At 67.1% G+C, this 26977-nt stretch carries 24 protein-coding genes; 12 read left to right on the top strand and 12 right to left on the bottom strand.

Going from position 1 to position 26977, the window contains the following annotated elements; genetic code table 11:
• The first annotated feature begins 13 nt into the window (after positions 1–13).
• From A5711_RS09035 to A5711_RS09020, 4 genes are read left to right on the top strand one after another with little or no spacing between them, the layout of a single operon-like run.
• Positions 14–1543, top strand: a complete 1530-nt coding sequence (locus A5711_RS09035; RefSeq protein WP_067945605.1) for an ATP-dependent DNA ligase — start codon at positions 14–16, stop codon at positions 1541–1543.
• A 39-nt stretch (positions 1544–1582) separates the two neighbouring features.
• The gene (locus A5711_RS09030) at positions 1583–3847 is read left to right on the top strand and encodes a carbon starvation CstA family protein (RefSeq protein WP_067945603.1); all 2265 of its coding nucleotides are present in this window, start codon (positions 1583–1585) and stop codon (positions 3845–3847) included.
• A 9-nt stretch (positions 3848–3856) separates the two neighbouring features.
• A complete protein-coding gene (locus tag A5711_RS09025) occupies positions 3857–5386 on the top strand; it encodes an Hsp70 family protein (protein ID WP_067945601.1) in 1530 nt (509 codons plus the stop codon).
• Between the two features lie 7 nt (positions 5387–5393).
• Complete coding sequence (locus tag A5711_RS09020) at positions 5394–6059, top strand: nitroreductase family protein (RefSeq protein WP_067945599.1); 666 nt, start codon at positions 5394–5396, stop codon at positions 6057–6059.
• A gap of 14 nt (positions 6060–6073) precedes the next feature.
• Here A5711_RS09020 and A5711_RS09015 read toward each other — a convergent pair whose 3' ends face one another.
• Positions 6074–6538 (bottom strand): cyclic nucleotide-binding domain-containing protein, encoded by a 465-nt coding sequence (locus tag A5711_RS09015; RefSeq protein WP_067945597.1) that lies wholly within the window; start codon positions 6536–6538, stop codon positions 6074–6076.
• A gap of 139 nt (positions 6539–6677) precedes the next feature.
• Between A5711_RS09015 and A5711_RS09010 the strand changes: the two genes are divergently transcribed.
• Complete coding sequence (locus A5711_RS09010; protein WP_067945595.1) at positions 6678–7508, top strand: oxidoreductase; 831 nt, start codon at positions 6678–6680, stop codon at positions 7506–7508.
• A gap of 125 nt (positions 7509–7633) precedes the next feature.
• Here A5711_RS09010 and A5711_RS09005 read toward each other — a convergent pair whose 3' ends face one another.
• From A5711_RS09005 to A5711_RS08995, 3 genes are all read right to left on the bottom strand, one after another.
• A complete protein-coding gene (locus A5711_RS09005; protein ID WP_067945593.1) occupies positions 7634–8740 on the bottom strand; it encodes an NDMA-dependent alcohol dehydrogenase in 1107 nt (368 codons plus the stop codon).
• A 16-nt stretch (positions 8741–8756) separates the two neighbouring features.
• A complete protein-coding gene (locus A5711_RS09000) occupies positions 8757–10031 on the bottom strand; it encodes a cytochrome P450 (protein WP_067945591.1) in 1275 nt (424 codons plus the stop codon).
• Positions 10032–10119: 88 nt separating this feature from the next.
• A complete protein-coding gene (locus tag A5711_RS08995; RefSeq protein WP_231987446.1) occupies positions 10120–11406 on the bottom strand; it encodes a sensor histidine kinase KdpD in 1287 nt (428 codons plus the stop codon).
• 36 nt (positions 11407–11442) lie between these two features.
• Here A5711_RS08995 and A5711_RS08990 point away from each other — a divergent pair, with 36 nt between their 5' ends.
• Positions 11443–12117, top strand: coding sequence for a response regulator transcription factor (locus tag A5711_RS08990; protein ID WP_197520760.1), 675 nt, complete (start codon positions 11443–11445; stop codon positions 12115–12117).
• On the opposite strand, the gene A5711_RS08985 is transcribed toward A5711_RS08990, so the two are convergent.
• The gene (locus A5711_RS08985; protein WP_067945587.1) at positions 12110–12304 is read right to left on the bottom strand and encodes a ferredoxin; all 195 of its coding nucleotides are present in this window, start codon (positions 12302–12304) and stop codon (positions 12110–12112) included. The genes A5711_RS08990 and A5711_RS08985 overlap by 8 nt on opposite strands.
• A gap of 162 nt (positions 12305–12466) precedes the next feature.
• Between A5711_RS08985 and adhE the strand changes: the two genes are divergently transcribed.
• Positions 12467–15100, top strand: a complete 2634-nt coding sequence (gene adhE, locus A5711_RS08980) for a bifunctional acetaldehyde-CoA/alcohol dehydrogenase (RefSeq protein WP_067945585.1) — start codon at positions 12467–12469, stop codon at positions 15098–15100.
• Here the strand turns inward: adhE and A5711_RS08975 are convergent.
• Entirely contained in the window at positions 15085–16041 is a 957-nt protein-coding gene (locus tag A5711_RS08975; protein WP_067945583.1) for an LLM class F420-dependent oxidoreductase, read from the bottom strand. The two genes, adhE and A5711_RS08975, sit on opposite strands and share 16 nt — an antisense overlap.
• A 542-nt stretch (positions 16042–16583) precedes the next feature.
• On the opposite strand from A5711_RS08975, the gene A5711_RS08970 reads away from it, so the two are divergent.
• Together A5711_RS08970 and A5711_RS08965 are read left to right on the top strand one after the other, a co-directional pair.
• Positions 16584–17363, top strand: a complete 780-nt coding sequence (locus A5711_RS08970) for an enoyl-CoA hydratase/isomerase family protein (RefSeq protein ID WP_369829924.1) — start codon at positions 16584–16586, stop codon at positions 17361–17363.
• A gap of 29 nt (positions 17364–17392) precedes the next feature.
• A complete protein-coding gene (locus A5711_RS08965) occupies positions 17393–18688 on the top strand; it encodes an acyl-CoA dehydrogenase family protein (protein WP_067945582.1) in 1296 nt (431 codons plus the stop codon).
• Here A5711_RS08965 and A5711_RS08960 read toward each other — a convergent pair.
• Positions 18685–19383 carry an MspA family porin gene (locus A5711_RS08960; RefSeq protein WP_197520762.1) on the bottom strand — a complete coding sequence of 233 codons (699 nt, stop codon included), beginning with the start codon at positions 19381–19383 and terminating at the stop codon, positions 18685–18687. The genes A5711_RS08965 and A5711_RS08960 overlap by 4 nt on opposite strands.
• 246 nt (positions 19384–19629) lie before the next feature.
• Here A5711_RS08960 and A5711_RS08955 point away from each other — a divergent pair, with 246 nt between their 5' ends.
• Positions 19630–19815, top strand: coding sequence for a hypothetical protein (locus A5711_RS08955; RefSeq protein ID WP_231987445.1), 186 nt, complete (start codon positions 19630–19632; stop codon positions 19813–19815).
• A 12-nt stretch (positions 19816–19827) separates the two neighbouring features.
• Here A5711_RS08955 and A5711_RS08950 read toward each other — a convergent pair whose 3' ends face one another.
• The 4 genes from A5711_RS08950 to A5711_RS08935 are packed head-to-tail and all read right to left on the bottom strand — an operon-like array spanning position 19828 to position 22981.
• On the bottom strand, positions 19828–20787 hold the full coding sequence (locus tag A5711_RS08950) for a phosphotransferase family protein (protein ID WP_067945578.1): 960 nt from the start codon (positions 20785–20787) through the stop codon (positions 19828–19830).
• Positions 20788–21588, bottom strand: a complete 801-nt coding sequence (locus tag A5711_RS08945; protein ID WP_067945575.1) for an SDR family NAD(P)-dependent oxidoreductase — start codon at positions 21586–21588, stop codon at positions 20788–20790.
• Between the two features lie 45 nt (positions 21589–21633).
• Positions 21634–22068, bottom strand: coding sequence for a DoxX family protein (locus A5711_RS08940; protein WP_067945573.1), 435 nt, complete (start codon positions 22066–22068; stop codon positions 21634–21636).
• A complete protein-coding gene (locus A5711_RS08935) occupies positions 22058–22981 on the bottom strand; it encodes an alpha/beta fold hydrolase (protein ID WP_082975686.1) in 924 nt (307 codons plus the stop codon). Before A5711_RS08935 ends, A5711_RS08940 begins: the two co-directional genes overlap by 11 nt.
• Positions 22982–23048: 67 nt before the next feature.
• Here A5711_RS08935 and A5711_RS08930 point away from each other — a divergent pair, with 67 nt between their 5' ends.
• Positions 23049–23372 carry a multidrug efflux SMR transporter gene (locus A5711_RS08930; protein WP_082953410.1) on the top strand — a complete coding sequence of 108 codons (324 nt, stop codon included), beginning with the start codon at positions 23049–23051 and terminating at the stop codon, positions 23370–23372.
• Here the strand turns inward: A5711_RS08930 and A5711_RS08925 are convergent.
• Positions 23289–24206 (bottom strand): alpha/beta fold hydrolase, encoded by a 918-nt coding sequence (locus A5711_RS08925; RefSeq protein ID WP_067945568.1) that lies wholly within the window; start codon positions 24204–24206, stop codon positions 23289–23291. The genes A5711_RS08930 and A5711_RS08925 overlap by 84 nt on opposite strands.
• Before the next feature lie 241 nt (positions 24207–24447).
• Between A5711_RS08925 and A5711_RS08920 the strand changes: the two genes are divergently transcribed.
• Positions 24448–26961 (top strand): glycogen/starch/alpha-glucan phosphorylase, encoded by a 2514-nt coding sequence (locus A5711_RS08920; RefSeq protein WP_067945566.1) that lies wholly within the window; start codon positions 24448–24450, stop codon positions 26959–26961.
• Positions 26962–26977 lie beyond the last annotated feature (16 nt).

Genomic DNA, 26977 nt, shown 5'->3' with positions numbered 1-26977 from the left:
CCAAGCTGATTTCGTGCTCCTTCTCGACGTCGCGACGACCTCACTTGACGTGGGCGGCACGTCGTCACGGCTGAGCAAGGTCGCCCACATCGCCGACCTGTTGCGCCGCGCGGCGCCCGACCCCGACGGGGTCGCGACCGTGGTCTCCTGGCTGTCGGGGGAGCTGCGGCAGCGCCAGATCGGGGTCGGCTGGGCGTCTTTGCGGTCGCGGCCGGCGGCGGCGTCGCAACCGACGTTGACCGTGGCCGGTGTGGACGCCGGCTTCTCGGAGATCGGGGCGGTGTCGGGCAAGGGGTCGCAGGCGCGGCGCGCCGAACTCGTGGCGGGACTGTTGGCCGCCGCGACCGACATCGAGCAGGCCTTCCTGGTGCGGTTGCTGGGCGGGGAGCTGCGCCAGGGCGCGCTGGCGGGGATCATGGCGGACGCGGTGGCCAGGGCCGCCGACATCCCCGCCGCGTCGGTACAGCGCGCCGCGATGCTGGGCGGGGACTTGCCGGCCGTGGCGGCCGCCGCCCTGGGCGGCGGGACCGGCGCGCTGGACGCGTTCACCCTGCGGGTCGGCCGGCCGGTCGGCCCGATGTTGGCTCAGACCGCCACCGGGGTGCCCGATGCGCTCGAACGCCACGGCGGCACAGCCATTTTCGAGGCGAAGCTGGACGGCGCCCGGGTGCAGATTCACCGGTCCGGTGACGAGGTCACCGTTTACACCCGAAGCCTCGACGACGTCACCGCCCGGCTGCCCGAGGTGGTGGAGGCGACGCTGGCCCTGCCGGTGCGCGACCTCATCGCCGACGGCGAGGCGATCGCGCTGCGGGCCGACAAGTCCCCGCACCGCTTCCAGGTCACCGCGTCGCGGTTCGGCCGATCGGTCGACGTGGACGCGGCCCGTGCGGCGCAACCACTTTCGGTGTTCTTCTTCGACGTCCTGCACCGCGACGGCGATGACCTGCTCGACGCGCCGACCGCCGAGCGGCTGGCCGCCCTGGACGCGCTGGTGCCGGAGGCGCAGCGGGTGGATCGGCTGCTGACCTCCGAGCCCGCGGCCGCCGAGGACTTCCTGGCCGCGACGCTGGCCGCCGGCCACGAAGGCGTGCTGGCCAAGGCGCCGGACGCGCCGTATCAGGCGGGCCGGCGCGGGGCCGGTTGGCTGAAGGTCAAGCCGGTGCACACGCTGGACCTGGTGGTGCTCGCGGTGGAATGGGGATCGGGGCGCCGAAGCGGCAAACTCTCCAACATCCATCTCGGGGCGCGCGACCCGGCCACCGGTGAATTCGTCATGGTGGGAAAGACATTCAAGGGAATGACCGACGCGATGCTGGACTGGCAGACCGCGCGGTTCAGCGAACTCGCCGTCAGCGGAACCGACGGTTACGTCGTGCGGTTGCGGCCCGAGCAGGTGGTCGAGGTGGCGTTGGACGGCGTCCAGAAATCCTCCCGCTACCCCGGCGGTGTGGCACTGCGGTTCGCCCGGGTGGTGCGCTACCGCGACGACAAGGGCCCGGCGGAGGCCGACACCATCGATGCCGTGCGCGCGCTGTATTAAGTCAAGCGCTGTTCTTCTTCCGCGCGTAGGGTTTCCGCCGTGGCAGTGAAAGCGCGCGACGAAGACGTCAGCTACATCCACACCGACGAGCAGCTGCCGCCCGTCGCGATCGTGGACCGCTCCCCCATCACCGTCCGGCACAAGGTCGTGTTCGGGACCATCGCCGTGATCGGTGCGGTCGCGTGGGCGATCATCGCGTTCGCACGCGGCGAGGCGGTGAACGCGGTCTGGTTCGTGGTCGCGGCGATCTGTACGTACCTCATCGGCTTCCGGTTCTACGCCCGGCTGATCGAGATGAAAATCGTCCGCCCGCGCGACGATCACGCGACGCCAGCCGAAATGTTCGAGGACGGCACCGACTACGTGCCCACCGACCGGCGGGTGTTGTTCGGTCATCATTTCGCCGCCATCGCCGGAGCCGGACCACTCGTCGGCCCGGTGCTCGCCGCGCAGATGGGCTACCTGCCCTGCACTATCTGGATCGTCATCGGCGCGGTGTTCGCCGGCGCGGTCCAGGATTACCTGGTCTTGTGGATCTCCACCCGGCGGCGGGGACGTTCCCTGGGTCAGATGGCCCGCGACGAACTCGGCGCCACCGGCGGCGCTGCCGCCCTGGTCGGGGCGTTCGTCATCATGGTGATCATCATCGCGGTGCTGGCGCTGGTGGTGGTGCGCGGGCTGGCCCAAAGCCCCTGGGGCGTGTTCTCCATCGGCATGACCATCCCCATCGCCCTCTTCATGGGGTGCTACCTGCGGTTCCTGCGGCCGGGGCGAGTGGCGGAGGTGTCGATCATCGGCTTCGTGCTGCTGATGCTGGCCGTGGCCTCCGGCAACTGGGTCAGTGAAACACCCTGGGCCGCAACGTGGTTGAGCGTCTCACCGGTGACTGTGTCGTGGCTGATCATCGGCTACGGTTTCGTGGCTTCGGTGCTGCCTGTTTGGCTGCTGCTGGCCCCGCGCGATTACCTCTCCACATTCATGAAGGTCGGCGCCATCGCCCTGCTAGCGGTCGGCATCTGCTTGGCCCGCCCGCTCATGCAGGCACCCGCGATCTCGCGGTTCGCCGCCAGCGGCGACGGACCGGTGTTCCCCGGCTCGCTGTTCCCCTTCCTGTTCATCACCATCGCGTGCGGCGCGCTGTCCGGGTTCCACGCGCTGATCTCGTCGGGGACGACGCCCAAGCTGCTTGAGAAGGAAAGCCAGATGCGGTTCATCGGGTACGGCGGCATGCTCACCGAGTCGTTCGTCGCCGTCATGGCCCTGATCAGCGCAGCGATCCTCGACCAACACCTGTACTTCGCCCTCAACGCCCCGGCCGCGCAAACGGGTGGCACCGCGGCCACCGCCGCCGACTACGTCAATCGGCTCGGCCTGTCGGGCACCCCGGTGACCGCGGACCAACTCACCAGGGCCGCCGCCGGCGTGGGAGAAAAGTCGATCGTGTCGCGCACCGGCGGAGCCCCGACCCTGGCGGTCGGCATGTCGGAGGTGTTGCAACGCGTCTTCGGCGGGGTGGGTCTCAAGGCGTTCTGGTATCACTTCGCGATCATGTTCGAGGCGCTGTTCATCCTGACCGCCGTCGACGCGGGCACCCGCGTCGCGCGGTTCATGCTGTCCGACGCACTCGGCAACCTCGGCGGCCCGCTGACCAAACTGCGCAACCCGAGCTGGCGGCCGGGCGTGTGGGTTTGCAGCCTCGCCGTGGCCGCCGCCTGGGGCAGCATCCTGCTGATGGGCGTGACCGATCCGCTGGGCGGCATCAACACCCTGTTTCCTCTGTTCGGCATCGCCAACCAGCTGCTGGCCGCCGTCGCGCTGACCGTGATCACCGTGATCGTCGTGAAGAAGGGCCTGCTGAAGTGGGCATGGATTCCCGGGATTCCGCTGCTGTGGGACTTGGCGGTCACGCTCACCGCGTCGTGGCAGAAGATCTTCTCGGCGGATCCCAATGTCGGCTATTGGACGCAGCACTTCCAATACCTCGCGGCCAGAAACGCCGGCAAGACGTCGTTCGGTTCGGCCAAGAACGCCCATCAACTCGACGAGGTCATCAGGAACACCTTCGTCCAGGGCACGCTGTCCATCCTGTTCGCGCTTGTCGTCGTCATCGTGGTCATCACCGGGGTGGTCGTCGCCTTGAGCGCGATGCGCGGCGCGGGCAGGCCGCTGACCGAGGATGAGCCGGTGCCGTCGAAGCGGTTCGCGCCGTCGGGTCTGGTCGCTACCGCCGCCGAGCGGGAGTTGCAAAAACGATGGGACGCGCCGACCGAAAAGGTCGTGTCGAACTCCCCAGCGCGGTCCTAAGATTGCGCGATGAGAGTCGGCATCGACTTTGGCACCACACACACTGTCGTTGCGGCCGTCGACCGAGGCAACTATCCCGTCATCTCGTTCGACGGCGTTGACGCGTGGCCGTCGATCGTCGCGGCCAACGCCGCCGGGGACTTGCGGTTCGGTGCGGAGGCCGCCGCCGTCCGCCACGACCCGGGGTGGTCGGTCCTGCGATCGTTCAAACGTCTGCTCAATGAGGCCGGGCCCCAGACCGAGGTGAGCCTGGCCGGCCGCAGCCATCGACTGGCGGACCTGCTTACCGGCTTTCTGGCCCAGCTGAAGAGCGACCTGCTGCGCCGCTCCAACGCCAGCCTCGCCGCCGGAGAAACCGTCGAGGCCGCGATCAGCGTGCCGGCCAACGCCTCGAGCGCCCAGCGCCTGCTGACACTGGACGCCTTCGTCGCGGCCGGCTTCCACGTCGTCGCGCTACTCAACGAGCCGTCTGCCGCGAGCCTGGAATACGCGCACCGGTACCGCTCCACCATCACCGCCAAACGGGAATACGTCCTCATCTACGACCTGGGCGGCGGCACCTTCGACGCCTCCTTGCTCAAGATGACCGGACACGCGAACGAGGTCGTCATCAGTGAGGGCATCCAGCGCCTGGGCGGCGACGACTTCGACGAGGCGATCGTCGACCTCGTGCTGGCCGGTTCGCGGCTCTCCGGCGTAGACGCCGCCGCCCGCGACCTGCTGCGGGAGGAGGTCGCGGCCCGCAAGGAGGCGGTGGGTCCGCAGACGCGCCGCTTCCTGGTGGACCTCTCGGGCGTCGACGGGGCGGACCGGCCCCCGTTCTCGTGTCCGGTCGACGACGTCTACGCGGCCTGCGCTCCGCTGGTCGACAAGACGATGAAGCTGCTCGAACGCGTCCTGCACAACCGCGCGCCGGGCGGCACCGACGTGACCTGGTCGGAAGTCGCCGGCATTTACGTCGTGGGCGGCGCCGGCAGCTTCCCGCTCGTTTCGCGGATGCTGCGCACCGCCTTCGGCGACAAGCGGGTCAAACGCTCGCCGCACCCCTTCGCGGCCACCGCCATCGGCCTGGCCGTCTTTCTCGACAAGGAATCCGATTTCGCGCTCTCCGAACGCTTTTCGCGCAACTTCGGCGTCTTCCGCGAGGCCGAAGCCGGCGCCGGCGTCGTCTTCGACCCGATCGTGTGCAAGGACGTCTCATTGCCCGCCGATGGGCACACCCCGTTGGTGGTGAAGCGCACCTACCGGGCGGCGCACAACATCGGCCACTTCCGGTTCGTCGAGTGCAGCCGCCTGGTCAACGGCCGGCCCGACGGCGACGTGACGCCCTACGACCCGGTTCTTTTCCCGTTCGACCCGGCCCTGCACGAGCGCGACGACCTCGGGCGCCAGCCGGTCGGCCGGTGGCGGGACGGGCCCGACGTCGAGGAGCGCTACGTCATCGCTCCCAGCGGTGCGGTCGAGGTGACCCTGACGACGCAGCCGGCCGGATTCAAACGCACCTTCCGCCTGGAGCGCCGCGCCTCCGCGAGCGCGTGACGCGGCCATGGAGCTGTACGACGTCATGCGGACGACGTTCGCGGCGCGCGATTTCACCGACGACCCGTTGCCCGACGAGGTGTTGTGGCGCATCTTCGACAACGCCCGGTTCGCCCCGAGCGGCGGCAACCGCCAGGGCGCCCACATCACCGTGGTGCGTGACCCGGACACCCGTCGCCGCCTCGCCGATCTGGGCGTGACCGCGGCCCGGCGCTACTTCGCCCAACTGCAGGCGGGTGAAAACCCTTGGAATTCAATCCATCCCAGCGGTGTGCCGCAGGACGTCATCGACCAGACCGACATCCCCGACACCTTCGTCGCGCCGATCGCGAAAGCGCCTGTCGTCCTTGTGGTTTCGGTCGACCTGACCGTCGTCGCCTCGATCGACCAGGACTTGGACCGCGTCGGCCTGGCCGGTGGCGCATCCGTTTACCCGCTGATCTGGAACGTCCTGCTGGCCGCCCGCTGCGAGGGCTACGGCGGCACCATCACAACCATGGCCATCGCGGCCGAGGACCAGGTTCGCCACCTGCTGGGGATCCCCGACCTGCACGCGCTCGCCGCGGTTGTGCCCCTTGGCAAACCGGTGCGCCAGCCGACCAGGCTGCGCCGCCGACCGGTCGCGGAATTCATCACTCGTGACCGCTTCGACGGTCCGGCATTCGAAGGCTGAGAGCCGGTCCGTCCCTATCCGACGACATCGGCATAGATGTCCAGGAGCCGGAACCTCGTCGCATCGAGATACTGGCCGAGAACCGCGATCACTCGCTTCTGCAGCTCGTACCCGAGTTCGTGGTCCTCTTCGCACTTGCCGCGCAGGCACTTGCCGTCGAAACCGATGGCGCGCGTCGTCTCGACCGCGCGCCCATCGAACCGCCAGTTGTACGGCGGCACCAACCACGACCAGCCGAGGATGTCTCCGTCTCCGAGCGTCTGCACTGTCAAGCTGCCGCGGCCCAGCGCGGGGGTTTCGAGCGCGATCCTGCCCGCGCGGATGAGGTAGAAGTGATCAGCGGGCTGGCCCTCGCGGAAGATCAACTCGCCCGCGGTGAAGCGCAGGTTTGCCGCACACCCGACCACCAACTGCACATGGCGCGGGTCCATCCCGCGGAAGAACGGGTGCCTGGCCAGAACGCCCTCTAGCGTCCTCACTGCCTGCTTCCTTCGCCGGTGCCGATCAATTGCTCAAGACGGACGATAGTTGATTATGAAGGCCCACGTTCCGCGATCGAAGAGAAGAATTGCAACGGCATAGCCCTGCATTTCGTCTGGGTGTTAAGGAGCCGTCCGTATGTCCACCTGGTTCATCACCGGCTGCTCGACCGGACTCGGTCGCGCGCTCGCCGAAGCCGTCATCGGGGCCGGCCACAACGCCGTCGTCAGCGCGCGCGACGCCGCGAAGGTCGCCGACCTGGCGTTGGCCGCGCCCGAGCGGGTGCTCGCCGTCACGCTCGACGTCACCGACCCCGCACAGGTCGCCTCGGCGGTGCGCGAAGCCCACGATCGGTTCGGCGTCCCGGACGTCCTGGTCAACAACGCCGGCTACGGCTACCGCGCCGCCGTGGAAGAAGGCGACGACGCCGACGTGCGCACCCTGTTCGACACGCACTTCTTCGGGACCGTCGCCATGATCAAGGCCGTCCTACCCGGCATGCGGGCACGCCGCGGCGGCGCGATCGTCAACATCTCCTCGATCGGCGCAACGGTGACCCCGGTGGGGTCCGGCTACTACGCGGCCGCCAAGGCAGCCGTCGAAGGCATGAGTGGCGCCCTGCGCGGTGAGCTTGCCCCACTGGGCATTTCGGTGACCATCGTCGAGCCTGGTGCGTTCCGTACCGATTTCGCCGGGCGCTCGCTCGTCCAGTCGGCAACCGTCATCGACGACTACGCCGCGACCGCGGGGCGGCGCCGCAAGGAGAACGACACCATGCACGGCAACCAGGCCGGCGACCCCGCCAAGGCGGCCACCGCGATCATCGCGGCGGTCGCGTCAAGCGAGCCCCCGGGATTCCTGCTCCTCGGCCCGGACGCCCTGGCCTACTACCGCTACGCCGCGGACGCTCGCGCCGGCGAGATCGCGAAATGGGAGCAGCTGACGAGCGGCACTAACTTCGAGCCGTAATCCGTCGGCGCCATCGCGCGAAGCTCTTCCATCGGCCGGCGGCGTGGTGCGCGGCGCTGACCCCGGCCGGGATGCCCAGGGGCGCAGCGAGAATGACGACGATGGTGATTAGGCTCATGGCATAGTCAGAATCGGATCAGTCCGCGGAGATTGACCCCGGCGTGCAGGTCGGCGTAGCCGGTGTTGATCTCGTCGAGGGTGTATTCCCGGGTGACGAGCTCGTCGAGCTTCAGCCGCCCGGCGCGGTACAGGTCGAGCATTCGGGGTATGTCGTGCCGGGGATTGGACGATCCGAAAAGCGAGCCGCGAACCTGCTTTTCGTACAGGGTCAGATCGAAGAGCGACATGGCGACGGATGTGTCGGTCGGATGCGGGATCGCAGTCATCACCACCCTGCCGCGCTTGCCGACCAGGCTCAGAGCCTGCGCGACATATGCCCCCTCCGCCGAATCGGTGCTGACCACGCAGACGTCAGCCATCTGGCCGCGGGTCAGGTCGGCGATCAGGGCTCGCGCCTCGTCGACCGTCGCCGCGGTGTGGGTGGCGCCGAACTCCAGGGAACGGCCGCGCTTGTACTCCACCGGATCGAGCGCGACGATCACGCGCGCACCCGCGATCCGCGCGCCTTGCACCGCGTTCATGCCGATACCGCCGACACCCATGACCACCACGGTGTCGCCGTCACGCGCTTCGCCGGTGCGCACCATGCTGCCGTAGCCGGTGGTGACGCCGCATCCCACCAGGGCGGCGGTGTCGAGCGCGGTGGATGGGTCAACCTTGATCACCGAAGCCAGTGGCACCACCGTGTATTCGGAGAACGTTCCCAGCACGCACATTTGGCCCAGCGCTTGGCCTTTCGCGTGGAATCGGAAGGTGCCGTCGAGTTGCGGGCCCGCGATGATGGCGGCGCCGAGCACGCACAGGTTGCTCATGCCGCGCGAACAAGGTTCGCAGCGGCCGCAAGCGGGGATGAAGCTCAGCGCGACCGAATCGCCTTCGGCCACTTCGGTCACGCCCGGGCCGACATCGACGACCACTCCGGCGCCCTCATGCCCGCCGACGACCGGTAGCTGCATCGGCATGTCCCCGGTGATCAGGTGGTCATCGGAGTGGCACAGCCCGGCGGCGGCCATCTTGATCAGGACCTCGTTCTCCTTGGGCCCGTCGAGGTCGACCTCGTCGACCTCCCACTTCTGGTGCAGCCCCCACAGCACCGCCGCTTTGGTTTTCATCGAAAACTCCTTGAAATCAGCGCTTCTCGGGCGTCCAGGTCGCCGGCAGGCTGTTGACACCGTTGATGAAGTTGGCCAGGGCGTAGTTGGGCTCCGGCGCCGAGATGTCCGGGATGCGCGTGTAGACCTCGGTCAGCAACGCCTTGAGCATGGTGCGCGCCAGCGCCGCGCCCAGGCAGAAGTGCGGACCGCCGCCGCCGAAGGCGATGTGCGGGTTCGGGTTTCGCAGGATGTTGAAGGAGTGGGGGTCGTCGAAGACGTCCTCGTCGCGGTTGCCCGAGTAGTACCACAGCACGACCTTGTCGCCGGCCTTGATCTCCGAGCCGCGCACGTTGATGTCCTGGGTGGCGGTACGGCGCATGTGCAGCAGCGGCGACCCCCAGCGCAACACCTCCTCGACGGCGGTGCCGACCCGGCCCTCGACGTCCTCGACGAGCAGCGCGCGCTGGTCGGGGAATTTCGAAAGGGCGGCGATGGCGTGAGCCGAGGCGTGTCGCGTGGTGTCGTTGGACGCTACGCCCATCAACACGAAGAAGGCCTTCAGCTCGTCGTCGGTCATCTTCTTGCCGTCGAACTCCGCCTGCACCATCCAGGTCATCAGGTCGTCGCCGGGGTTGGCCCGCCGCTCGGGGATCAACACCGTCGCCACCGCGTGCAGATCCATCACGGCGCCCATGAACAGTTCGAGTTCGCTCTGCTCGCCGCGGATGTTCGGGTCTGTCCAGCCCACGAGCCGCTGCGCGGCGCTGACGGCCTGATCACGCAGTTCGCCTTCGGGCAGGCCGAAGAAGCTGCCGAAGATGCGGCCGGGCAGCTTGACCGACACGAGTTGGACGAAGTCGCCCTCACCCAGGTGTGCCATTTCGCTGACCAGGTCGTGGGCGTGGCCGCGAATCCAGCCTTCCAGGCGGCGCACGTTCTTGGGCTTGAAGGCCTCCGTCGTGATCCCGCGCAGCTGGGTGTGCCGCGGGGCGTCCATGGCGATGAACGACTGGGCGATCTCCACCGCCTCCGGGGCGAAGTCCTCCATGGTGATGCCCTGCGCCGAGGAGAAGATCTCCGGGTGGCGGCTTGCCATCCGGATGTCCTCTTGTTTGGTCAGCGACCAGAAGCCCCTGGTGTTGAGCTCGGGAGGCAACAGATCCGACTCCGCGGGGCGGCTCCACGGGACGGGGTTCTCCGCGCGCAGGACGGCGAAGGCGGCGTCGCGCTCTTCCGGGGGTTTCGCCCAGAATTCGCGGGCGCTCAGATCGATGCCCTTGTGGGTGGGCGCGGTCGTGGGTGCGGTCATCTGGCCATGCTGACCAGCGCGGCCGCGGCGCGGCACAGGCGCGAGTGCCAAACACTGGCCTGCGCGGGCCAGCGCATGAAACCCGCGATCAGGCGATCGGTGCGCGGAAGGTGGCGACCAGGCCCCCTCCGTCGCGCGCGGCGAAGTCGACCCGGCCGCCCATCGCCTCGGCGATCTGCTGCACAATCCACAGGCCGAGCCCGGCGGTGCCACGTTGGCCGCCGACGCTGACGTACTTGGTGGTCAGCTCGCCCAGGCTGTCCGCCGGGATGCCCGGCCCCCGGTCGGCCACCGTGCAGACCAACTCGCCGCCTTCCCGCGAGCACGTGACCTCGACCGGTTCACCCCGGCCGTGCCGGGAGGCGTTCTCCAGGAGGTTGGTCAGCAGCCGGCGCAGCCCTTGGGCGTTGACGGCCACGGCGCCGACGTCGCCGCTGACGCTCAGCCGTAGCCGCGGCGCCGCCAGACCGACAGCGTCGGCGGCGGCGACGATGAGGTCGGCCAGGTCGACGCGACGGATCCGGCCCGTTGAGAATGTCGGGCGGCGACTCAGCGCGACGTCGGAGAGCGCGTCGAGCATCTCGGCCAGGTGGTGGACGTGGCGGGCCACCAGCTGCAGACTGGTGTCCCGGTCGGCCTGCGACATTGCCTGCCGTGAAGTCAGTGCCTCGGTCAGCGCCTCCAAAGACGTGACGGGAGTGCGGAATTCGTGCACCAGCACCTGAAGTCCGTCCTGTTGCGACTGGTAGGACCGCAGCAGGCGGGCCCGCAAGTCGCGTTCCTCTTCGGCGGCTGCGTGTTCCGCCTCGGCCTCCACCAACGCCCGCACCCGGGAGCGGTGTTCGCGTTCGGCGAGCGCGGAGAGACCCGCGGTGATGATCGCGACGAAGATCAGATAGACCGCCGACCACCCGGCCTGCAGGGCCGGGGCCGCGGTGACCGGAAGTCGGGGCGACGACGTCAGCGCCACCGCGACGTGGGCGGCACCTAAAAGTACTGCGACCAATAGGGTTTCGCTGAACGACAGCCGCGCAGCCGAGGCGATGACGGCCAGCGCCAGCACGGCGACCACTGGGCTGTAGACGCCGCCGCTCAAGGCGATGAGGGCCAGCGTGAAAGCCGAGTCGAACCCGGTGACCAGCCACGCGTACCGGGTGCGCCGAACCTCCAGCTGCGGGTAGGCCATCACCACGGCCGCGTAAAGCATCGCGCCGCCCAACACCGCTACCGTGGCCGCGGTGTGCTGCCGGACCCACTGGGGCCCGATCGCCAGCAGCACGCCGATTGAGATGACCACGGCGACCCGTACCGCGACGACGGTGCGGGCCAGCCCGTAGTCCTCGCCGTCGAAGTCCATTCGATCGAGCGGTCTCACCCAGCTGACCATAGAGTTCGGGTTAGCATCGCGGCAATGACTCGCTCGCCGTACGTCGTGGTGATCGTGGACGATCATGAGCTGTTTGCGCAGGGCCTGGCCCTGTTGCTCACCCGCGAATGGGGCGAACTGTTCACCGTCGGCGGCCAGACGACGTACGTGGAAGAGGCCGCCGACCTGGTGGCCCGCTGCGACGCCGATGTCGCGATCATCGACCTGTCGATGCCGCCCCTGGGCGGGGTCGCCGCCATCCGGCACATCAAGGCGCGCCACCCGAAGACCCGGATCCTGGCGCTTTCGGGGACCGACGACCCCGGGCTGGCCGAAGAGGCGTTGCGGGCCGGGGCCGACGGTTTTCTGCCAAAAACCGCGAGGCCGGAGGCGCTGGCGGGGCCACTGTGGACGATCGCGGAGGGCTTGCGGGTCGTCGACGGCGCCCTGCTCGATGCGCTGCTGAGCAACACCCGCAAGCCGCCGTCCGAGCTGCTGGACAGCCTCGGCGCGCAGGATTTCCAACTGTGGACGCTGCTCGCGACCGGCATGGAGACCGGGGACATCGCCCAGCGGATGCTGGTGTCGGAGCGCACCGCCAAACGCATGGTCGCCGCGCTGCTGCACAAACTTGGAGTCAACAACCGCATCGCCGCTGCCGCGTTGGCCGGGCGCTACCGGTTGCTCGATGACGTTGCCGAAACGGGCCGGATCAGTTGAGGATTCGGATCGCTTGGGCGGGACACATCGCGGCCGCCCGAATCACCCGTTCGCGGTCGGCTTCGGGTGGCTCCGGCTCGAGCACCACCACCTGTTCGGCACCGTCGGGAATGTCGAACACGTCGGGAGCCGCCAGCAGGCACTGTCCGTGCCCTTCGCACAGGTCGTAGTCGACGGTGACGCGCATGACCGCCAGTATCGGTCCGGGCTGGCCACCGCGGACGGTCCGCACGCGCCAGATGTGGCCTGGCCGGGCCAGCTCGGCGAGGGCCTTTCAGCCCTAGGCGGACGACGTGGCGTCCGCTCATTCTGGAGCCCTTAGTACCTGTTCCTGAGCCGAAACGCGATCATGACCACTACACAAACGCAGCCCGCCTCCCCGCTCGAAGCACCCGCGGTTGCCGAACAGCGCAAACACGAAGTCGACGCGATCGTCGACGCGGCGGCCGAGGCGGCCCGAGAATTCCGCAAGCTCGACCAGCAGCAGGTCGATGCGATCGTCGAGGCGATGGTGCGCGCGGGCGTGCGTGCAGCCGGGGAACTGGCGACTGTCGCGATCGAGGAGACCGGCTTCGGCGTCTTCGAGGACAAGGTCGTCAAGAACTATGTGGCCACCGAGTTCCTGCACGACTACCTGCGCGGCAAGAAATCGGTGGGAGTCATCGACGAGGACGTCGAAAACAACATCGCCCATGTAGCCGAGCCGATCGGCGTCGTGCTGGGGATCACCCCGGTGACCAACCCGACCTCGACGGTGCTGTTCAAGGCGATCGTGGCCGCCAAGACCCGCAACGCCATCCTCTTCCGGCCCTCGCCGGATGCGGTGCGCTGCTGCGAACGCAGCCTGGAAATCCTCCGCCCCGCGGCCGAAGCGGCCGGAATGCCACCTGGGGCGCTGCAAGTCATTCCCGACGCCGCGCACGACGTGACGCACTACCTGTTCAAGCACCCGAAAGTCGATTTCATCTGGGTGACGGGCGGACCGAAGATCGTCGCGCTGGCGAATTCGGCCGGAAAGCCTGGCCTGTCCGTTGGCCCCGGCAACGCGCCCATCTACGTTCACAAGACGGCCGACCTGCAAGGCGCGGTCGTCGACATCCTGATCTCGAAAACCTTCGATTCCTCGGTCATTTGCCCGGCCGAGCAAACCTGCATCATCGATGACGAGATATACGACGAGGCGATTGCCGAGTTCGAGCGGATGGGCGCCCGACTGCTCACCCCGGGCGAGGCCACGGCGCTGGCAGAGTTCGCATTCGGCTGCGGCGACAAGGTCTCGCACGAGGCGCTCGGGCAGAAGGCGCCGGAGCTGGCCGCCCGAGCCGGCTTCAGTGTGTCGCCGACCGTAAAGGTGTTGCTGGCACAGCTACCTGCCGGCCTGGACGAACTCGCTTCGCATCCGCTGCTGGCCGAGAAGCTGATGCCGGTGCTCGGCGTGGTGCGCGCAACCGGCGTACAGCACGCCGTCGACGTGGCCGTCCTGGTCACCGAGCACGGGGGGCTGGGTCACACGTCGGCGGTGTACGCCAACGACGAGGACGTCATCGAGGCATACGCCCTGGCGGTCCGCACGGGGCGCATCCTGGTGAACGCGCCCACCGCGGTCGGAGCCCTCGGCGGGGTGTACAACAACCTGACGCCCACGTTCTCGTTGGGTTGCGGCACCTGGGGCGGGTCCAGCACGACGGAGAACGTCAACTATCGCCAACTAATGAACATCAAGACCGTCTCGCGGCGCCGCACCCCGCCGCAGTGGTTCCGCGTCCCGTCCAATACCTACTTCAACGAAGGCGCACTGGACAACTTGCGCGATCTCGACTGCGAAACCGTCGTGGTGATCACCGACGTCCCGACCGAAGAGCGCGGCGTGGTCGACCAGCTGCGCGGCAAGTTGCGCGCCCCACACGTGCAGGTGTTCAGCGAGGTGACACCGGAGCCCGACGAAAAGACCATCCGCCGCGGTGTCGCGATGCTGGCGCGGGTCCAACCCGATCTGCTGGTCGCCGTCGGCGGCGGCTCGGTGCTGGACGCCGGCAAGGCGATCCGCCTGTTCTACGAACACCCGGAGAAGAGCCTCGATGAGCTGACGATGCCGTTCCTCGACCCCCGCAAACGCGTGGCCGACTATCCGGTCGACCGCCATCGCGTCCAATTGGTTGCCGTCCCAACCACATCGGGCACCGGATCAGAAGTCTCACCGGCGGCGGTGTTGACGGTGCGCGGCAAGAAGGAGACGCTCGTCGACTACAGCCTGGTGCCTGACCTCGCGGTCGTCGACCCGGTCCTCACCTCGTCGATGCCGCGGACACTGACCGCCGACACCGGCGTCGACGCGCTGACCCATGCCCTGGAGGCGGCCGTCTCGATCTTCGCGTCGCCGTATACGGACGCGTTGTGCGCCCAGGCGGCGCGACTGATCTTCGATGCGTTGCCGAGGGCATACGACGACCCCAACGACCTATCGGCGCGCACTGACATGTCCAATGCGGCAACGCTTGCCGGACTTGCCTTTTCGAATGCGTTCGTCGGGACCAATCATGCGCTCGCCCATGCGGTCGGCGCTAGATTCGGGATTCCGCACGGCCGGGCGAACGGCATCTTCCTGCCGCACGTGCTGCGTTACAACGCAAGTCTGCCCAGCAAGTTCATGCCCGCGCCGGGTTATTCCGCCTACGTCGCCCCGGGCAAATACGCACAGCTCGGTCAACTGATCTTCGGCGGCCATGAGCCAGACGAGTGCCGCGCCCGGTTGTTCCATGGGGTCGATGATCTGCTGAACCGACTGAACATGCCCCGATCGGTGCGCGAGTGCGGCATCGACGAGAAGCAATACCTGGGGGCGCTCCCGGCGTTGGCGATGACGGCGTTCGAGGACCTCAGCAACCGCACAAATCCGCGGATGCCCTTGGTGAGCGAGATCTCCGCTTTGCTTCGGGCGGCCTTCTACGGCGACGCCGAAGCTCAACCTCAACCCCGCAGCTGAGGCAGCACGTCACGCTCGTACGCCGCGAAGAACCCGTCCATGTCCGGGCCCACCTGCTGGACATACACCTCGTCGATGTCGGCGTCGAGGTACTCCCGCACCTTCGCGACGTGCGTGTCGGGGTCCGGTCCGCACGTGACCGCCTCGGCAACCTGGTCCGGCGTGACGAGAGACATCAGGGCGGCGAAGTCCTTGGGGCGCGGCAGGGTCTGCGCGGTTTGCCCGGGCAGCGCGTCGTTGCCCCACAGCCGGTGTGCCGCCTTCAGCGCGGTGTCGGCGTCCTTGTCCCAGCTGACTTTGGCCCCGGCCTGCACGGGTTTGTCACCGCCGCCGGAGTCGCGGAACGTCTTGACGAGGTCGGCCTCCGGCATCACCAGGACGAAGCCGTCCCCGATGCGTCCGGCCAGCTCCGCCCCCTGCGGGCCGAAACCGGAAACGTAGATCGGCACCGGCTGCTCGGGCCGCGTGTAGATGCGCGCTTCCTGCACCTCATAGTGCTTGCCGTGGTGACTCACCTCGTCGCCGCGGTGCAACAGGCGGATCACCTCGACCGCCTCTTCCAGCATCTCCTGGCGCACGCCGACCGACGGCCAAGGGTCGCCGAGGATGTGTTCGTTCAGCGCCTCGCCGCTGCCCACCCCGAGCACGAAGCGGCCGTCGAGTTGGACGGCGGCGGTGGCGGATGCCTGCGCGACGATCGCCGGGTGCGTCCGGATCGTCGGGCACGTGACGGCGGTGCTGACGGGCAGCGACGTCACCTCGGAGAGCGCCCCGATGACGCCCCACACGAAGGGGCTCTGGCCCTGCTCGTCGTTCCAAGGGTGGAAATGATCGGAGATCCACAGCGCGTCAAACCCGGCCGCTTCCGCACGCTTGGCCTGGTCCACGAGTTCCTTGGGGCTGTACTGCTCGCAGGACAGAAAGTATCCGATCTTGGTCATGCCGTGCGGGCTACCCGCTGCGCGCCCCGTTATGCACCGTCTTCGCCGTTTATCCGCTGTGCCCCGCGGGAGCCCGCCCGCTCGTGTGCCCGGCGCCGGGGCTCGACTCGAAGCCTCGCTGGCGTTCGACTCCCCTTGTCGGAAAGCGGTTTTCGCCGATCTGCGGAGTCACCGAAAGCGGTGCCATCGACGGGCTCCCGATTCCGGACGTGGACCCCCGGACTGGACCGACCAGGCGGCGCAGCACGAAGTGGACTGCGGCCTAATGCCTTTCCGCTTCAGCGGTGCCCACGAGGACGGACGCGAGGGCGCCGTCACGGACAACCTGCCTCGGGGCCCAGCCAACCCGCACCGCGCGAGAATAGCTTCGCTAATTTAGAGAAGGTAGTTCTCCATGACCGAGAGACGAATTACGATACCGGTGACCGTGGGTCCGCCCCCGAACGATGGGAGTCCGTCATCGACGCCTGGATTCTCGCCGCGGCGCACGCCCCCCGCGGCCATCGCCGCCTCGACGGCGGACTGACCGTCAACGAGCGGGTGTGAACGTGGCGGGCGCGCTGGCGTTCGATCGGCCCCGCGACGGTGTGGTTGTGCTGCGCCTGAACCGCCCCAAGCAGCTCAACGCCATCAACGAGGCGATGCAAACGGAATTGCGTCAGACGCTGGCCGATTTGGCCACCGACCCCTCCGTGCGCGCGGTGGTACTGACCGGCGCCGGGCGAGGCTTTTGCGCCGGGGTCGACGTGCGCGACTTCGGCCCATCGATGCTGGACGCCACCGCACCCGCACTGGAGCGAATGCGCTTTCAGGAGCGGATGGCGAGCCTGGCGGAAGCCGTGCGTGCGCTGCCGCAACCCGTGATCGCCGCGGTCAACGGCCCCTGCGTCGGCGCCGGCCTCGCACTATGCTTGGGCGCTGACATTCGAATCTGTTCGCAGAACGCATCATTCGGCAACGCCGCGATTCTGCTCGGGCTCTCCGGGGCCGAGATGGGCATGAGCTACCACCTGCCTCGCATCGTCGGCACCAGCGTGGCCGCCGACTGGATGCTCACCGGGCGAACCGTGTCGGCCGCCGAAGCGGATCGGCGCGGTCTGGTCAGCGAGCTCGTCGAGCCGGATCGGTTAGCGGAGCGGGCCGTCGAGTTGGCTTCGCAGATTGCCGGCCATTCTCCCCTGGGCGCGCAACTGACCAAGCGTGCCCTGCAGGTCAACACCGACGCGGATTTCTCGGCGGCGCTCGAGCTGGAGAACCGCAACCAGGTGATCGCGCACGCCACCGACGAGGCCGCCGAGCGCCGCAAGAAGTGGTCGTCGTGACAAAGTCAGCCACCTAGAGAGGACGGCGCATGTCGTGGGACTTCTCCACCGACCCCGAGTGGGCACGGCAGCTGAAGTGGGTCGAGGACTTCGTGCGCGAGGAGTGCGAACCGATCGACCTGATCGTCAAAGAGTCGCACGACCTGAACGATCCGGTCCGCCAGGCGCTGATCCCGCCGCTGCAAGAGATCGTCAAGGACCGCGGCCTCTGGGCCACCCACCTGGGCCCGCATCTGGGCGGCCCGGGCTACGGGCAGGTGAAACTGGCGTTGCTCAACGAGATTTTGGGCCGGTCGGGATGCGCACCGATCGTCTTCGGCTCCCAGGCCCCCGACTCGGGCAACAGCGAAATCCTGGCGCACTACGGCACCCCGGAGCTCAAGACACGCTACCTCGAGCCGCTGCTCGACAATCGCATCGTTTCCTGCTTTTCGATGACCGAACCGCAGGGCGGTGCAGACCCGAAGGTCTTCCGCACCACCGCGGTGCCTGACGGCAACCACTGGATCATTAACGGCGAGAAGTGGTTTTCGTCGTTCGCCTCGATGGCATCGTTCATCATCGTGATGGCCATGACCGACCCCGACGCGCCGCCTTACCAGCGTTATTCGATGTTCGTGGTCCCCGGCGACACCCCGGGAATCAATGTGCTGCGCGACGTCGGTCTGGGCTATCAGCCGCTGGGCGGCGGACGCGAGGGCTATGTCCGTTATGAGAACGTGCGTGTTCCGGCCGATCACATGCTGGGTCCGCGGGGCGGGGCCTTCGCCGTCGCGCAAACCCGCTTGGGCGGCGGGCGGATTCACCACGCGATGCGCACCGTCGGCCTGGTCCGCCGGATCTTCGACATGCTCTGCGAGCGGGCGGTGTCGCGGTACACCCAGGGCGAGGTGCTGTCCAATAAGCAACTCGTTCAGGAAATGGTCGCCGACTCGTGGATGGAGATCGAGGCTTTCCGGCTGCTGACCTTGCAAACCGCCTGGAAAATCGACCAATTCAACGATTACCAGGCAGTGCGCGCGGACATCTCGGCGGTCAAGGCGATGATGCAGAAGGTGTTGCATGATGTGTCGTCACGGGCGCTGCAGCTGCACGGATCGCTGGGCACCACCCACGAGATGCCGTTCGTGCAGTACTTGGTGGAGTCGTTCGTGCTGGGGCTTGCCGACGGCCCGACCGAGGTGCACAAGGTGACGCTGGCCCGGTTGCTGTTGAAGGACCGCGAGCCGGCGCCCGATCTGTTTCCGTCCGAACATCTGCTGCGACTGCGTGCGGCGGCGGAAGCGAAGTTCGCCGACAAGCTGGCCGGGATCGCGCGCGATTAAACGGATTTGGTGACGCCGACGTACGACAGCACCACGTCGGACAGGTCGCTCATCCGGGTCAACACCGCATAGGAACGGATGAACGACTGGCCCACACATCCGTCGATCTTGATGTGGAAGTTGCTGATCATGACCCAGGGGTTCGCTCCCTTGAATTGCTTCTTGATCACCGGCACCGTGAGGACGAGGCCCGGTTTCATTCCGATGCTCATCACACCATTCATCGGAGTCGAAACAAACGGCAGCAGGGGCGGCAATGTACCGGTGGTGTCGAACGTGGGGCTGACGCCCGGGATGATGCCGGCACCGCCCTCCATGATCACGCCGTTGGATGTACTCATATCGATCCCGCAGCCGATCTGGTAGCCGACTTCCAGGATGCCGTGGGGCTCTTCCGGCCCCTTCAGCGATCCGACGTAGATACCACTCGCCATGTATTCGCGCGACGCCACGGAGGTGGTCAGCGGTGCGACCGGAACCTGCGCCTCGTCCTTCGCGCCCAGACCCAAGACCCAGCCGTCGGGAGTGTTGAGGATGACGGGGGGATTCGAGGGCACCGCTCCCCCAGCCGGCGCCGAGGCCGCAGCGGCAGGCTCGATCTCGGGGCCATCATCGGGATCGGCGATCGCCGTCGGCGCCGTGAACAGAGACAAAGCGAGGCAAGCGGTGACCACCAGCGCGCGACGAACGACCACGGCAACCGGCCTCACGCACGACAACGTACGCACTTGCCATTTCGAGTCGCGAAATTTGCTGGGCGGCTAATCGAAGTTGTTGTGTGTTTGTGACGCTTATGCGATATCGACACCGAAGGTAGAATTGAATGCTGTTAGCCGGCGGTCGAGGCAAACGACGGAAGGGCCACGATGATGAAGCGTAGGTGGGCGGCTCTACTTGTCGCAGGTTCCGTCGTCGCGGCAGCTTTGACCGGTGGAGCCGGAATGGCGGTCGGGGTAGCGCTCGCGTCTCCGGATCCGGGCCAGGTGGACGACATCCCGACGATCGACGAATGGCAGATCCAGTATCCGACCACCATGACGAACCCCTATGAAGATTCAGTCGGTTCGTCAGGCGACTGGGGTGGCGTCGGAATGTGGTGCCAGAATCTTCACGCCAACTGCAGCTGATCGCCTACGCCGTCAATCCAGCAGGGACAGTGCCCGATCCAGCAGCCCAGGGAGCGTTGTCGCCATGTCTTCCAAGTCCTTCCGGGGCGTTCGCCTGCGCCGATTGTGCTTGACGATCAGCGACCATGTCGCCGCCGACTTGAAGCACGCGAGGGCAGCGAACCAGGCCAGGTCGGTGACCTCGCGGCCCAGCTCTTCCGCGTAGATGTCGGCGAGCTCACCGACGGGCGGCGCCATGGCCGCCGAGCCGGGAACCCGCCGGTACGTATCCGGGTCGCAGTTGATCAGGAACCAACCCGCGTCGATACGCGGATCACCCACGGACCAGATTTCCCAATCGATCACCGCGTTGATGCGCGATCCGGCGGCCACCACGTTGCCCAGCCGGAAATCACCGTGCACCACACTCGGCCCGAAATCCGATGGTGCGCAAGTCAACAACGCATCACGGGCGGCCGGCCAATCCGGCGCCAGCGCCGGGTCGACCGTCTGCAGCGTGTCGGACCATCGCCAGACTTCGGCGACCGCATCGACAATCGGTTCATCATCCAGGCCAAGCTCGCTCGGTGACAGACCGTGCAGCGCGGCCATGGCCCGGGTCGCGTTGCGATACCGATTGGGAAGATCCGGAGATCCGGAACCGCCGTCGAAAAGCGGTTCCACACAGTCGCCTTCGACGCGTGACATCACGAACAAGGGCGGCGTGTGCGGCGGGTCGCCCCGGTCGTCCCACAGCACCTCTGGCACCGGAACTCGCGTCGCAGCAAGGGCTTTGATGATGCGCGCCTGCCGGAGCACGTCGCGATGGGCGACGGGCTCGACACCGGGCGGAGCAACCTTGATCACCACCGGCCGGCCCTCGAGGACGCCTCCGAACGTGAGGCTGGAGGCTCCCCCGGACAGCGGCGCGACGCCGGTCACGCCTGCGCTGCCCAGCCGTCGACGCAACTGGTCCGGCTCGAGCTCGGCCATTCAGCCGGCGGGCTTGGTCCAGCCGACCTCGGCGAGGAAGGGCTGGGTATGCGCGATGCGCCCGGTCAGGGTCTTCGGATCACCGGTGCACAGCCGGTAGGCCGTCTCGGTGATCAGTTCGATGTCCTCGGTATCGGTCTTGGCCAGGTCGAGGGTGCCGGCTCCCGGTGTGGCCACGGGATTGCTGGGAGCAGCGGCGTTCACGGCGATGCCGTCGTCGTAGAGCTCGGCCGCAAGGCTTTTCGTCAGCCGGTTGAGCGCGGCCTTGACCGTCCCATAGACGCCGAAACCCGCGGTGCGGTCGAACTCCGAGAACGGCGGGCCCGGCGGCAGATCGCCGCCCACCGAGGTCAGGTTCAAAATCCAGCCCCGCCCCCGTTCGCGCATCGTCGGAATCGCCAGTTGGCTCAACTGCAGTGGGCCGAGCACATGCATCTCCATCATCAGGCGGACCCGCCGTTCGGGAAACCCGTCTAGGGGCCGCAAGAAGGTCACCGCCGCGTTGTTGACCAGGATGTCCGGGGCGCCGACGGCGCTGACCACCTCGGCGAAAAGGCGTTCGCGTTCCGCGGACTGGGACAGATCGGCTTGGATCGCGACGGCCTTACCGCCGGCGGCCACCAGCTCGTCCAGGGTTTGACTCAGCGACCCTTGGTATTTGGGGTCGGGGTCCATCGTGCGGGCGGTCAGCGCGACCGTGGCGCCGCGAGCGGCGAGCCGCGCGGCGATCGCCTTGCCCAGCCCCCGGCTGCTGCCGGTGACGAGGGCAACCATCCCATCGCACCGTCGGTCAGCGCTCATCGTCGGCCTCCTACGGAAATGGCTTCTCCGCATCAGAGAATGCCATTATCGCCCGTCGAGGGGAAGTGCTGTCCTGCGCAGCGCGTCGATCGAGTACCGCCCGCCACCCGTGAAGACCAGGAGCAGGAACGCGAAGCAGAACAGGATCGCCAACCCGCCGCCGTTGCCCGCCGGCGGGTCGGCGACGGGCCAGAGCGCTTGCGGCTGATGGATCCAGAAATAGGCGACCGCCATCTCCCCCGATGCCACGAACGCGACGGCCCGGGTGAACAGTCCGGTCGCGATCAACAGGCCCGCGACGACTTCGATCAAACCGGCGTACCACCCGGGCCAGGACCCGAACTCGACGCGAACGGGCGAAGGGACGGGCCAATCGAACAGGCTCCTCGAGCCGTAGGCAGCGAACAGCAAGCCGTAGACGGCCCGAAACACACTCAGCACGGCCGGGGCGTAGCGGCTCAGATCCTTTTCACGATCCAAAGGTTACGGTCGCGGCCCAGTCGAGCAGGCGCCGCCAAAGCCGATGCCGACCCGACGCCATGTTGTGGCAGTGTGCGCTGTCGCCCAGCACCAGGGTGGTGATGTCCGGGCAGCTGCGATAGAGACCGGCCTCGGCGCGTGGGTCCGGTGAGACGTCGACGACGCCATACCCGAGCAACACGGGGACGTCGATCAGCGCGGCGTGTTCAGCGACGACCCCGGGAATCATGGCGGTGCCGAACACGCGCGGCACCATCGATTTTGCGACGACGCAGTCCGCGGCCACGACGTCGGCGGGGACATCGGCAAGGTGGAACCAACTCTGCAAGTGCTCGCGCGGACCCTCGAAGTAGGGCTGCTCCAAGGCGGACAGGATCTCCCGGGCGAGCTCGGCGCGTCCCTGCGCGGTCGCCGACCGGGCGATGAATACGGGATCGAGGTTCAGTGGCGCCACGTGTTGGTTGGTGCACCCGAGTAGGGCCAATGCGGCGAAGCTCGAGAACAGCGCTTGTTGGGTGATCGCGAGATAGCCGCCGAGGGAATGGGCCATTGCCACGGGGCGTGCGTGGATTCCCGTTACTTCGGGCAACGCGGAGACCGCATGGGCGAGCGCGGCGGCGATGTCGGCGAAGCCGAAATCGCGTGCGGGCTGGGAGCTTTCGCCGGTACCCAGGGGGTCGACGGTGACGACGGCGTAGCCGTTCGCGGTGGCGAAATCGGCGAAGCTGTACCCGTGCTGGCCGGGGATGTGCAGGTCCCAATAGTCGCGACTGTAGGTACCACCAGGCAGACAGACCAATAGTGCCTGCGCCTCCGCGCCGGTGCGCGCGGGATAGTACGTCGCCGCCAGCGACGCTTCCTCGCCGATAATGTCGCCGACATCGAACTTCACTGGCCGCGCGGGAAACGTCATACGCCGCAATCCTTCCACGACATGTCCTGTACACACATACATGTACGTCCGCACGCAAGGAGGCGCCTTGACCTATGTGTTTCTCCTCTGCGCCATCTTCGCAGAGGTGATAGCGACCAGCCTGCTCAAGAGCACGGAAGGCTTCACCCGCCTGTGGCCGACCGTGATATGCCTGAGCGGCTATGCCGTCTCTTTCGCGCTCTTGGCGGTGTCCATTTCACGCGGCATGCAGACCGACGTCGCCTACGCGTTGTGGTCGGCAATCGGCACCGCGCTCATCGTGCTGATCGCCGTGCTGTTTCTCGGCTCAACGGTGTCGGTCGCCAAGGTGGTCGGGGTCGGGTTGATCATCGCCGGCGTCGTCACGCTGAACTTGTCCGGCGCCCATTGAGGCTGCGCTGGTAACCAGCGGTGCACTCAGCAGATCGAGCAGCGCTGCGGTCACCTCGTGCGGGCGTTCCTCCATGACATAGTGGTCGGCACCGCGCAGCCGGGTCAGGTTGGCGTGCGGAATGGCCGCGGCCAACTCGCGTGCGGAGCTGAACGGGATATAGGGATCGCGGTCACCCCAAATTACCGCGGCCGGGCACCGGATCGTCCCGAGCCCGTCCGCGAGCCACGGGACGGCGGCGACCGGGTAGTGAGCGAAGAAATTCCAGAACGTGCGCTTTCCCTCGGGCGAATTCATCCAGCCCAGATACTCGGCTTCCAGCGCGGTGTCGAAACAGCCGAGTCTTCGGTAGCGGGCAAGAGCTAGATGGTGCAGCGTGGCCAACGGAAGGTGTTGCGCGGCGCGAGACAGCGGCGGGCGGGTGGCTATCCAGTGTTGGCCCCGCGAGAAGCGGTAGAACCACGGGCGAAAGATGTTATGTGCGCGGGTGTTCAACAGTGCGAGTCGCAGCACCCGCTCGGGATGGCGGATGGCATAGCCGAGCCCGATGAAGCCACCGTAGTCGTGGGCGCACAGGTTGAACCGTTGCCACCCCAACTCCTCCGCGAACCGTTCGATCCGCTCTACTTCGTTGTCGTAGGTCGGTGCGGTCGCCGGCGGATCGGACCGGCCGAAGCCTGGCCAATCCGGCGCCACGACAAGATGGCTGTCGGACAGCGCCTTGATCTGATGGCGCCAGCAGGACGCGCTCTGCGGATATCCGTGCAGCAGTAGCACCGGCTCTCCCCTGCCAGCGGCCTCGCCGAACACGTTGCATCCGTCGATGTTCCACATGGTCGAAACGTATTCGGATCCATGCTCGCGCTACCCCTCGCATTAAGACACGCGGCGCTCCATTCCCGCCACCGCAGGCTCTTCTACGGCCAACGCCGTTTCGTCGCCGGCCCGTGAGCTGGTGTTTACGCAACAGCCTTCAACTGCGCGCCCGGTGTGCAAGCATCGCTGCCAGACTGACGGTCTGCCGCCCGCGGGCGAACAGGTTGATTGCGGCAACCTCGAGGAAGTAGGACCCACCATGACCGATGTCGAGCAGACGCCCTCCGACGGGCTCGCCCCCGCCAGGGCCGATCTGGTTGAGCACTCCCGCACCGGGATGAGTGCGGCCGCGCTGCAGCGGGCCATCAACGATCACCTGCGCTACTCGATCGGCCGCCCGGCGGCGGCCCGGCGGCCCGAGCACTACTACCGGGCGCTGGCACTGGCCGTGCGCGACCGCATGCAGGACCGCCGCGTGGTCTCGACGCAGACCTCACTCGATCTCGGCCGCAAGGTGACCTGTTACCTGTCGGCCGAGTTCCTGATGGGTCCGCAGCTGGGCAACAACCTGCTGAATCTCGGCATGGAGCGGGCGGCCCGTGAAGCGCTGTCGGCGATGGGTCAGAACCTCGACACGGTCCTGGCCTGCGAAGAGGAGCCGGGCCTTGGCAACGGCGGCCTCGGCCGGCTGGCCGCGTGCTACCTGGATTCGCTGGCCACCCTGGAGCGACCAGCGATCGGCTACGGAATCCGTTATGAGTTCGGCATTTTCGACCAGGAGATCCACGACGGCTGGCAGGTTGAGCAGACCGACAACTGGCTGGACCACGGAAACCCTTGGGAGATAGCAAAACCCGACGTCAACTACCTGGTCAAGTGGGGCGGCTACGCCGCTCACTACACGGACGACGCCGGCCACGACCGCGTCCAGTGGATACCGGGGCGGGTGCTCAAGGGCGTCGCCTATGACACGCCCATCCAGGGTTACGGCGTCAACACCTGCAACGTGCTGACGTTGTGGAGCGCGCGGGCCGTCAAGTCATTCGCCCTGGAGGCCTTCAACACCGGCGACTACTACGGGGCGGTCGAGGACGAGGTCATGTCGGAGACCGTCACCAAAGTGCTCTATCCGAACGACGAGCCGGAGGCCGGTAAACAGCTGCGCCTGCTGCAGCAGTACTTCTTCGTGTCCTGCTCCTTGCAGCACGTGCTGCACATCATGGACGATCTGGCCGACGTTTCCGTCAAGGAGCTCCCCCAGCGTTTTGCCATGCAGCTCAACGACACCCATCCATCGATCGGCGTCGCCGAGCTCATGCGGTTGCTGGTCGACGAACGCCACCTGGACTGGGATGAGGCGTGGGAAATCACGGTGGCGACGTTCGGCTACACCAACCACACCCTGCTGCCCGAGGCACTGGAGACCTGGCCGCTGGAACTGTTCGCCGAGTCACTGCCGCGCCATCTCGAGATCATCTACGAGATCAACCGCCGATTCCTCGACGAGGTGCGCGCCCGGTTCCCGGGCGACGAGGACCGAGTCAGCCGGATGTCGCTCATCGGCGAGAACGGCGGCAAGTACGTCCGAATGGCGCACCTGGCCACCGTCGGCAGCCACGCCATCAACGGTGTCGCCGCGTTACACTCCGAGTTGCTGAAAAGCAGTGTGCTCAAAGACTTCTACGAGATGTGGCCGGAGCGGTTCAGCAACAAGACCAACGGTGTGACGCCGCGCCGCTTCCTGGCGCTGGCCAATCCCGGGCTGCGGGAATTGCTGGACCGCACCGTCGGGGACGGGTGGCTGACCGACCTGGGCCGCCTGCGCGGACTCGAGCCATTCGTCGACGACGCCGCCTTTCGCCGGGAATGGCGCGACATCAAGCGCAACAACAAAGCGCGCCTCGCTAAATACATCCACTCGGTGGCAGGCGTCGACCTCAACCCCGACTGGATGTTCGACGTACAGGTCAAACGCATCCACGAGTACAAGCGTCAGCATCTCAACGTCCTGCACATCGTGGCCCTGTATCACCGGCTCAAGCAGGATCCGGGCCTGTCGATTCCGCAGCGCGCCTTCATCTTCGGCGGCAAGGCGGCGCCCGGGTACTTCATGGCCAAGCGGATCATCAAGTTGATCACCGCCGTTGGGGAAACCGTCAACGCCGACCCGGACGTCAGCCGGTTCCTCAAGGTGGCGTTCGTGCCGAACTTCAACGTGCAGAACGCCCACATGATTTACCCGGCAGCCGACCTGTCCGAGCAAATCTCCACCGCGGGCAAGGAAGCGTCCGGGACCGGCAACATGAAGTTCATGATCAACGGCGCCCTGACCGTCGGCACGCTCGACGGCGCGAACGTGGAGATGCGCGACGAGGTGGGCCCGGAGAACTTCTTCCTGTTCGGGCTGACCGAGCAGGAGGTCGAAGCGGTCAAGGCGGGCGGGTACCGCCCGGCCGACTACATCGAAGGCAACGACGAACTGCGCGCGGTGCTCGACCTGATTGCCGGCGGCACGTTCTCGGGCGGCGACACCGAGGTGTTCCGGCCACTGGTGGACAACCTGCGCCATGAAGACCCCTTCCTGGTGTGCGCCGACTATGCGGCCTACGTGAAGTGCCAGGAGCAGGTGAGCGCCGCGTGGCAGGACAGGGAGTCGTGGACGAAGATGTCCATCCTGAACACCGCCCGCAGCGGCAAGTTCTCATCGGATCGCGCCATCGCCGAGTACTGCGACGACATCTGGAACGTGTGGCCGCTGACCGTCAAGATGTGAGAAAGCCGCTGATAAT

This window comes from Mycobacterium sp. E2238 (genome assembly GCF_001672665.1).
In the GTDB taxonomy this organism is placed as follows: Bacteria; Actinomycetota; Actinomycetes; order Mycobacteriales; family Mycobacteriaceae; genus Mycobacterium.
The sequence above is the reverse complement of the archived record's forward strand: the minus strand, read 5'-3'. Positions and strand labels throughout refer to the sequence as shown.

What these genes read in the sequence shown, in the direction of transcription:
- A5711_RS08990 (WP_197520760.1), top strand. Translation starts at nt 11,443, where the DNA reads ATGACTCGCTCGCCGTACGTCGTGGTGATCGTGGACGATCATGAGCTG.
- A5711_RS08920 (WP_067945566.1), top strand. Translation starts at nt 24,448, where the DNA reads ATGACCGATGTCGAGCAGACGCCCTCCGACGGGCTCGCCCCCGCCAGG.
- A5711_RS08945 (WP_067945575.1), bottom strand. Translation starts at nt 21,588, where the DNA reads ATGAGCGCTGACCGACGGTGCGATGGGATGGTTGCCCTCGTCACCGGC.
- A5711_RS08925 (WP_067945568.1), bottom strand. Translation starts at nt 24,206, where the DNA reads ATGTGGAACATCGACGGATGCAACGTGTTCGGCGAGGCCGCTGGCAGG.
- A5711_RS09000 (WP_067945591.1), bottom strand. Translation starts at nt 10,031, where the DNA reads ATGACCGCACCCACGACCGCGCCCACCCACAAGGGCATCGATCTGAGC.
- A5711_RS08955 (WP_231987445.1), top strand. Translation starts at nt 19,630, where the DNA reads ATGGCGGTCGGGGTAGCGCTCGCGTCTCCGGATCCGGGCCAGGTGGAC.
- A5711_RS09025 (WP_067945601.1), top strand. Translation starts at nt 3,857, where the DNA reads ATGAGAGTCGGCATCGACTTTGGCACCACACACACTGTCGTTGCGGCC.
- A5711_RS08935 (WP_082975686.1), bottom strand. Translation starts at nt 22,981, where the DNA reads ATGACGTTTCCCGCGCGGCCAGTGAAGTTCGATGTCGGCGACATTATC.
- A5711_RS08950 (WP_067945578.1), bottom strand. Translation starts at nt 20,787, where the DNA reads ATGGCCGAGCTCGAGCCGGACCAGTTGCGTCGACGGCTGGGCAGCGCA.
- A5711_RS09010 (WP_067945595.1), top strand. Translation starts at nt 6,678, where the DNA reads ATGTCCACCTGGTTCATCACCGGCTGCTCGACCGGACTCGGTCGCGCG.
- A5711_RS08965 (WP_067945582.1), top strand. Translation starts at nt 17,393, where the DNA reads ATGTCGTGGGACTTCTCCACCGACCCCGAGTGGGCACGGCAGCTGAAG.
- A5711_RS09020 (WP_067945599.1), top strand. Translation starts at nt 5,394, where the DNA reads ATGGAGCTGTACGACGTCATGCGGACGACGTTCGCGGCGCGCGATTTC.
- adhE (WP_067945585.1), top strand. Translation starts at nt 12,467, where the DNA reads ATGACCACTACACAAACGCAGCCCGCCTCCCCGCTCGAAGCACCCGCG.
- A5711_RS09005 (WP_067945593.1), bottom strand. Translation starts at nt 8,740, where the DNA reads ATGAAAACCAAAGCGGCGGTGCTGTGGGGGCTGCACCAGAAGTGGGAG.
- A5711_RS08975 (WP_067945583.1), bottom strand. Translation starts at nt 16,041, where the DNA reads ATGACCAAGATCGGATACTTTCTGTCCTGCGAGCAGTACAGCCCCAAG.
- A5711_RS08985 (WP_067945587.1), bottom strand. Translation starts at nt 12,304, where the DNA reads ATGCGCGTCACCGTCGACTACGACCTGTGCGAAGGGCACGGACAGTGC.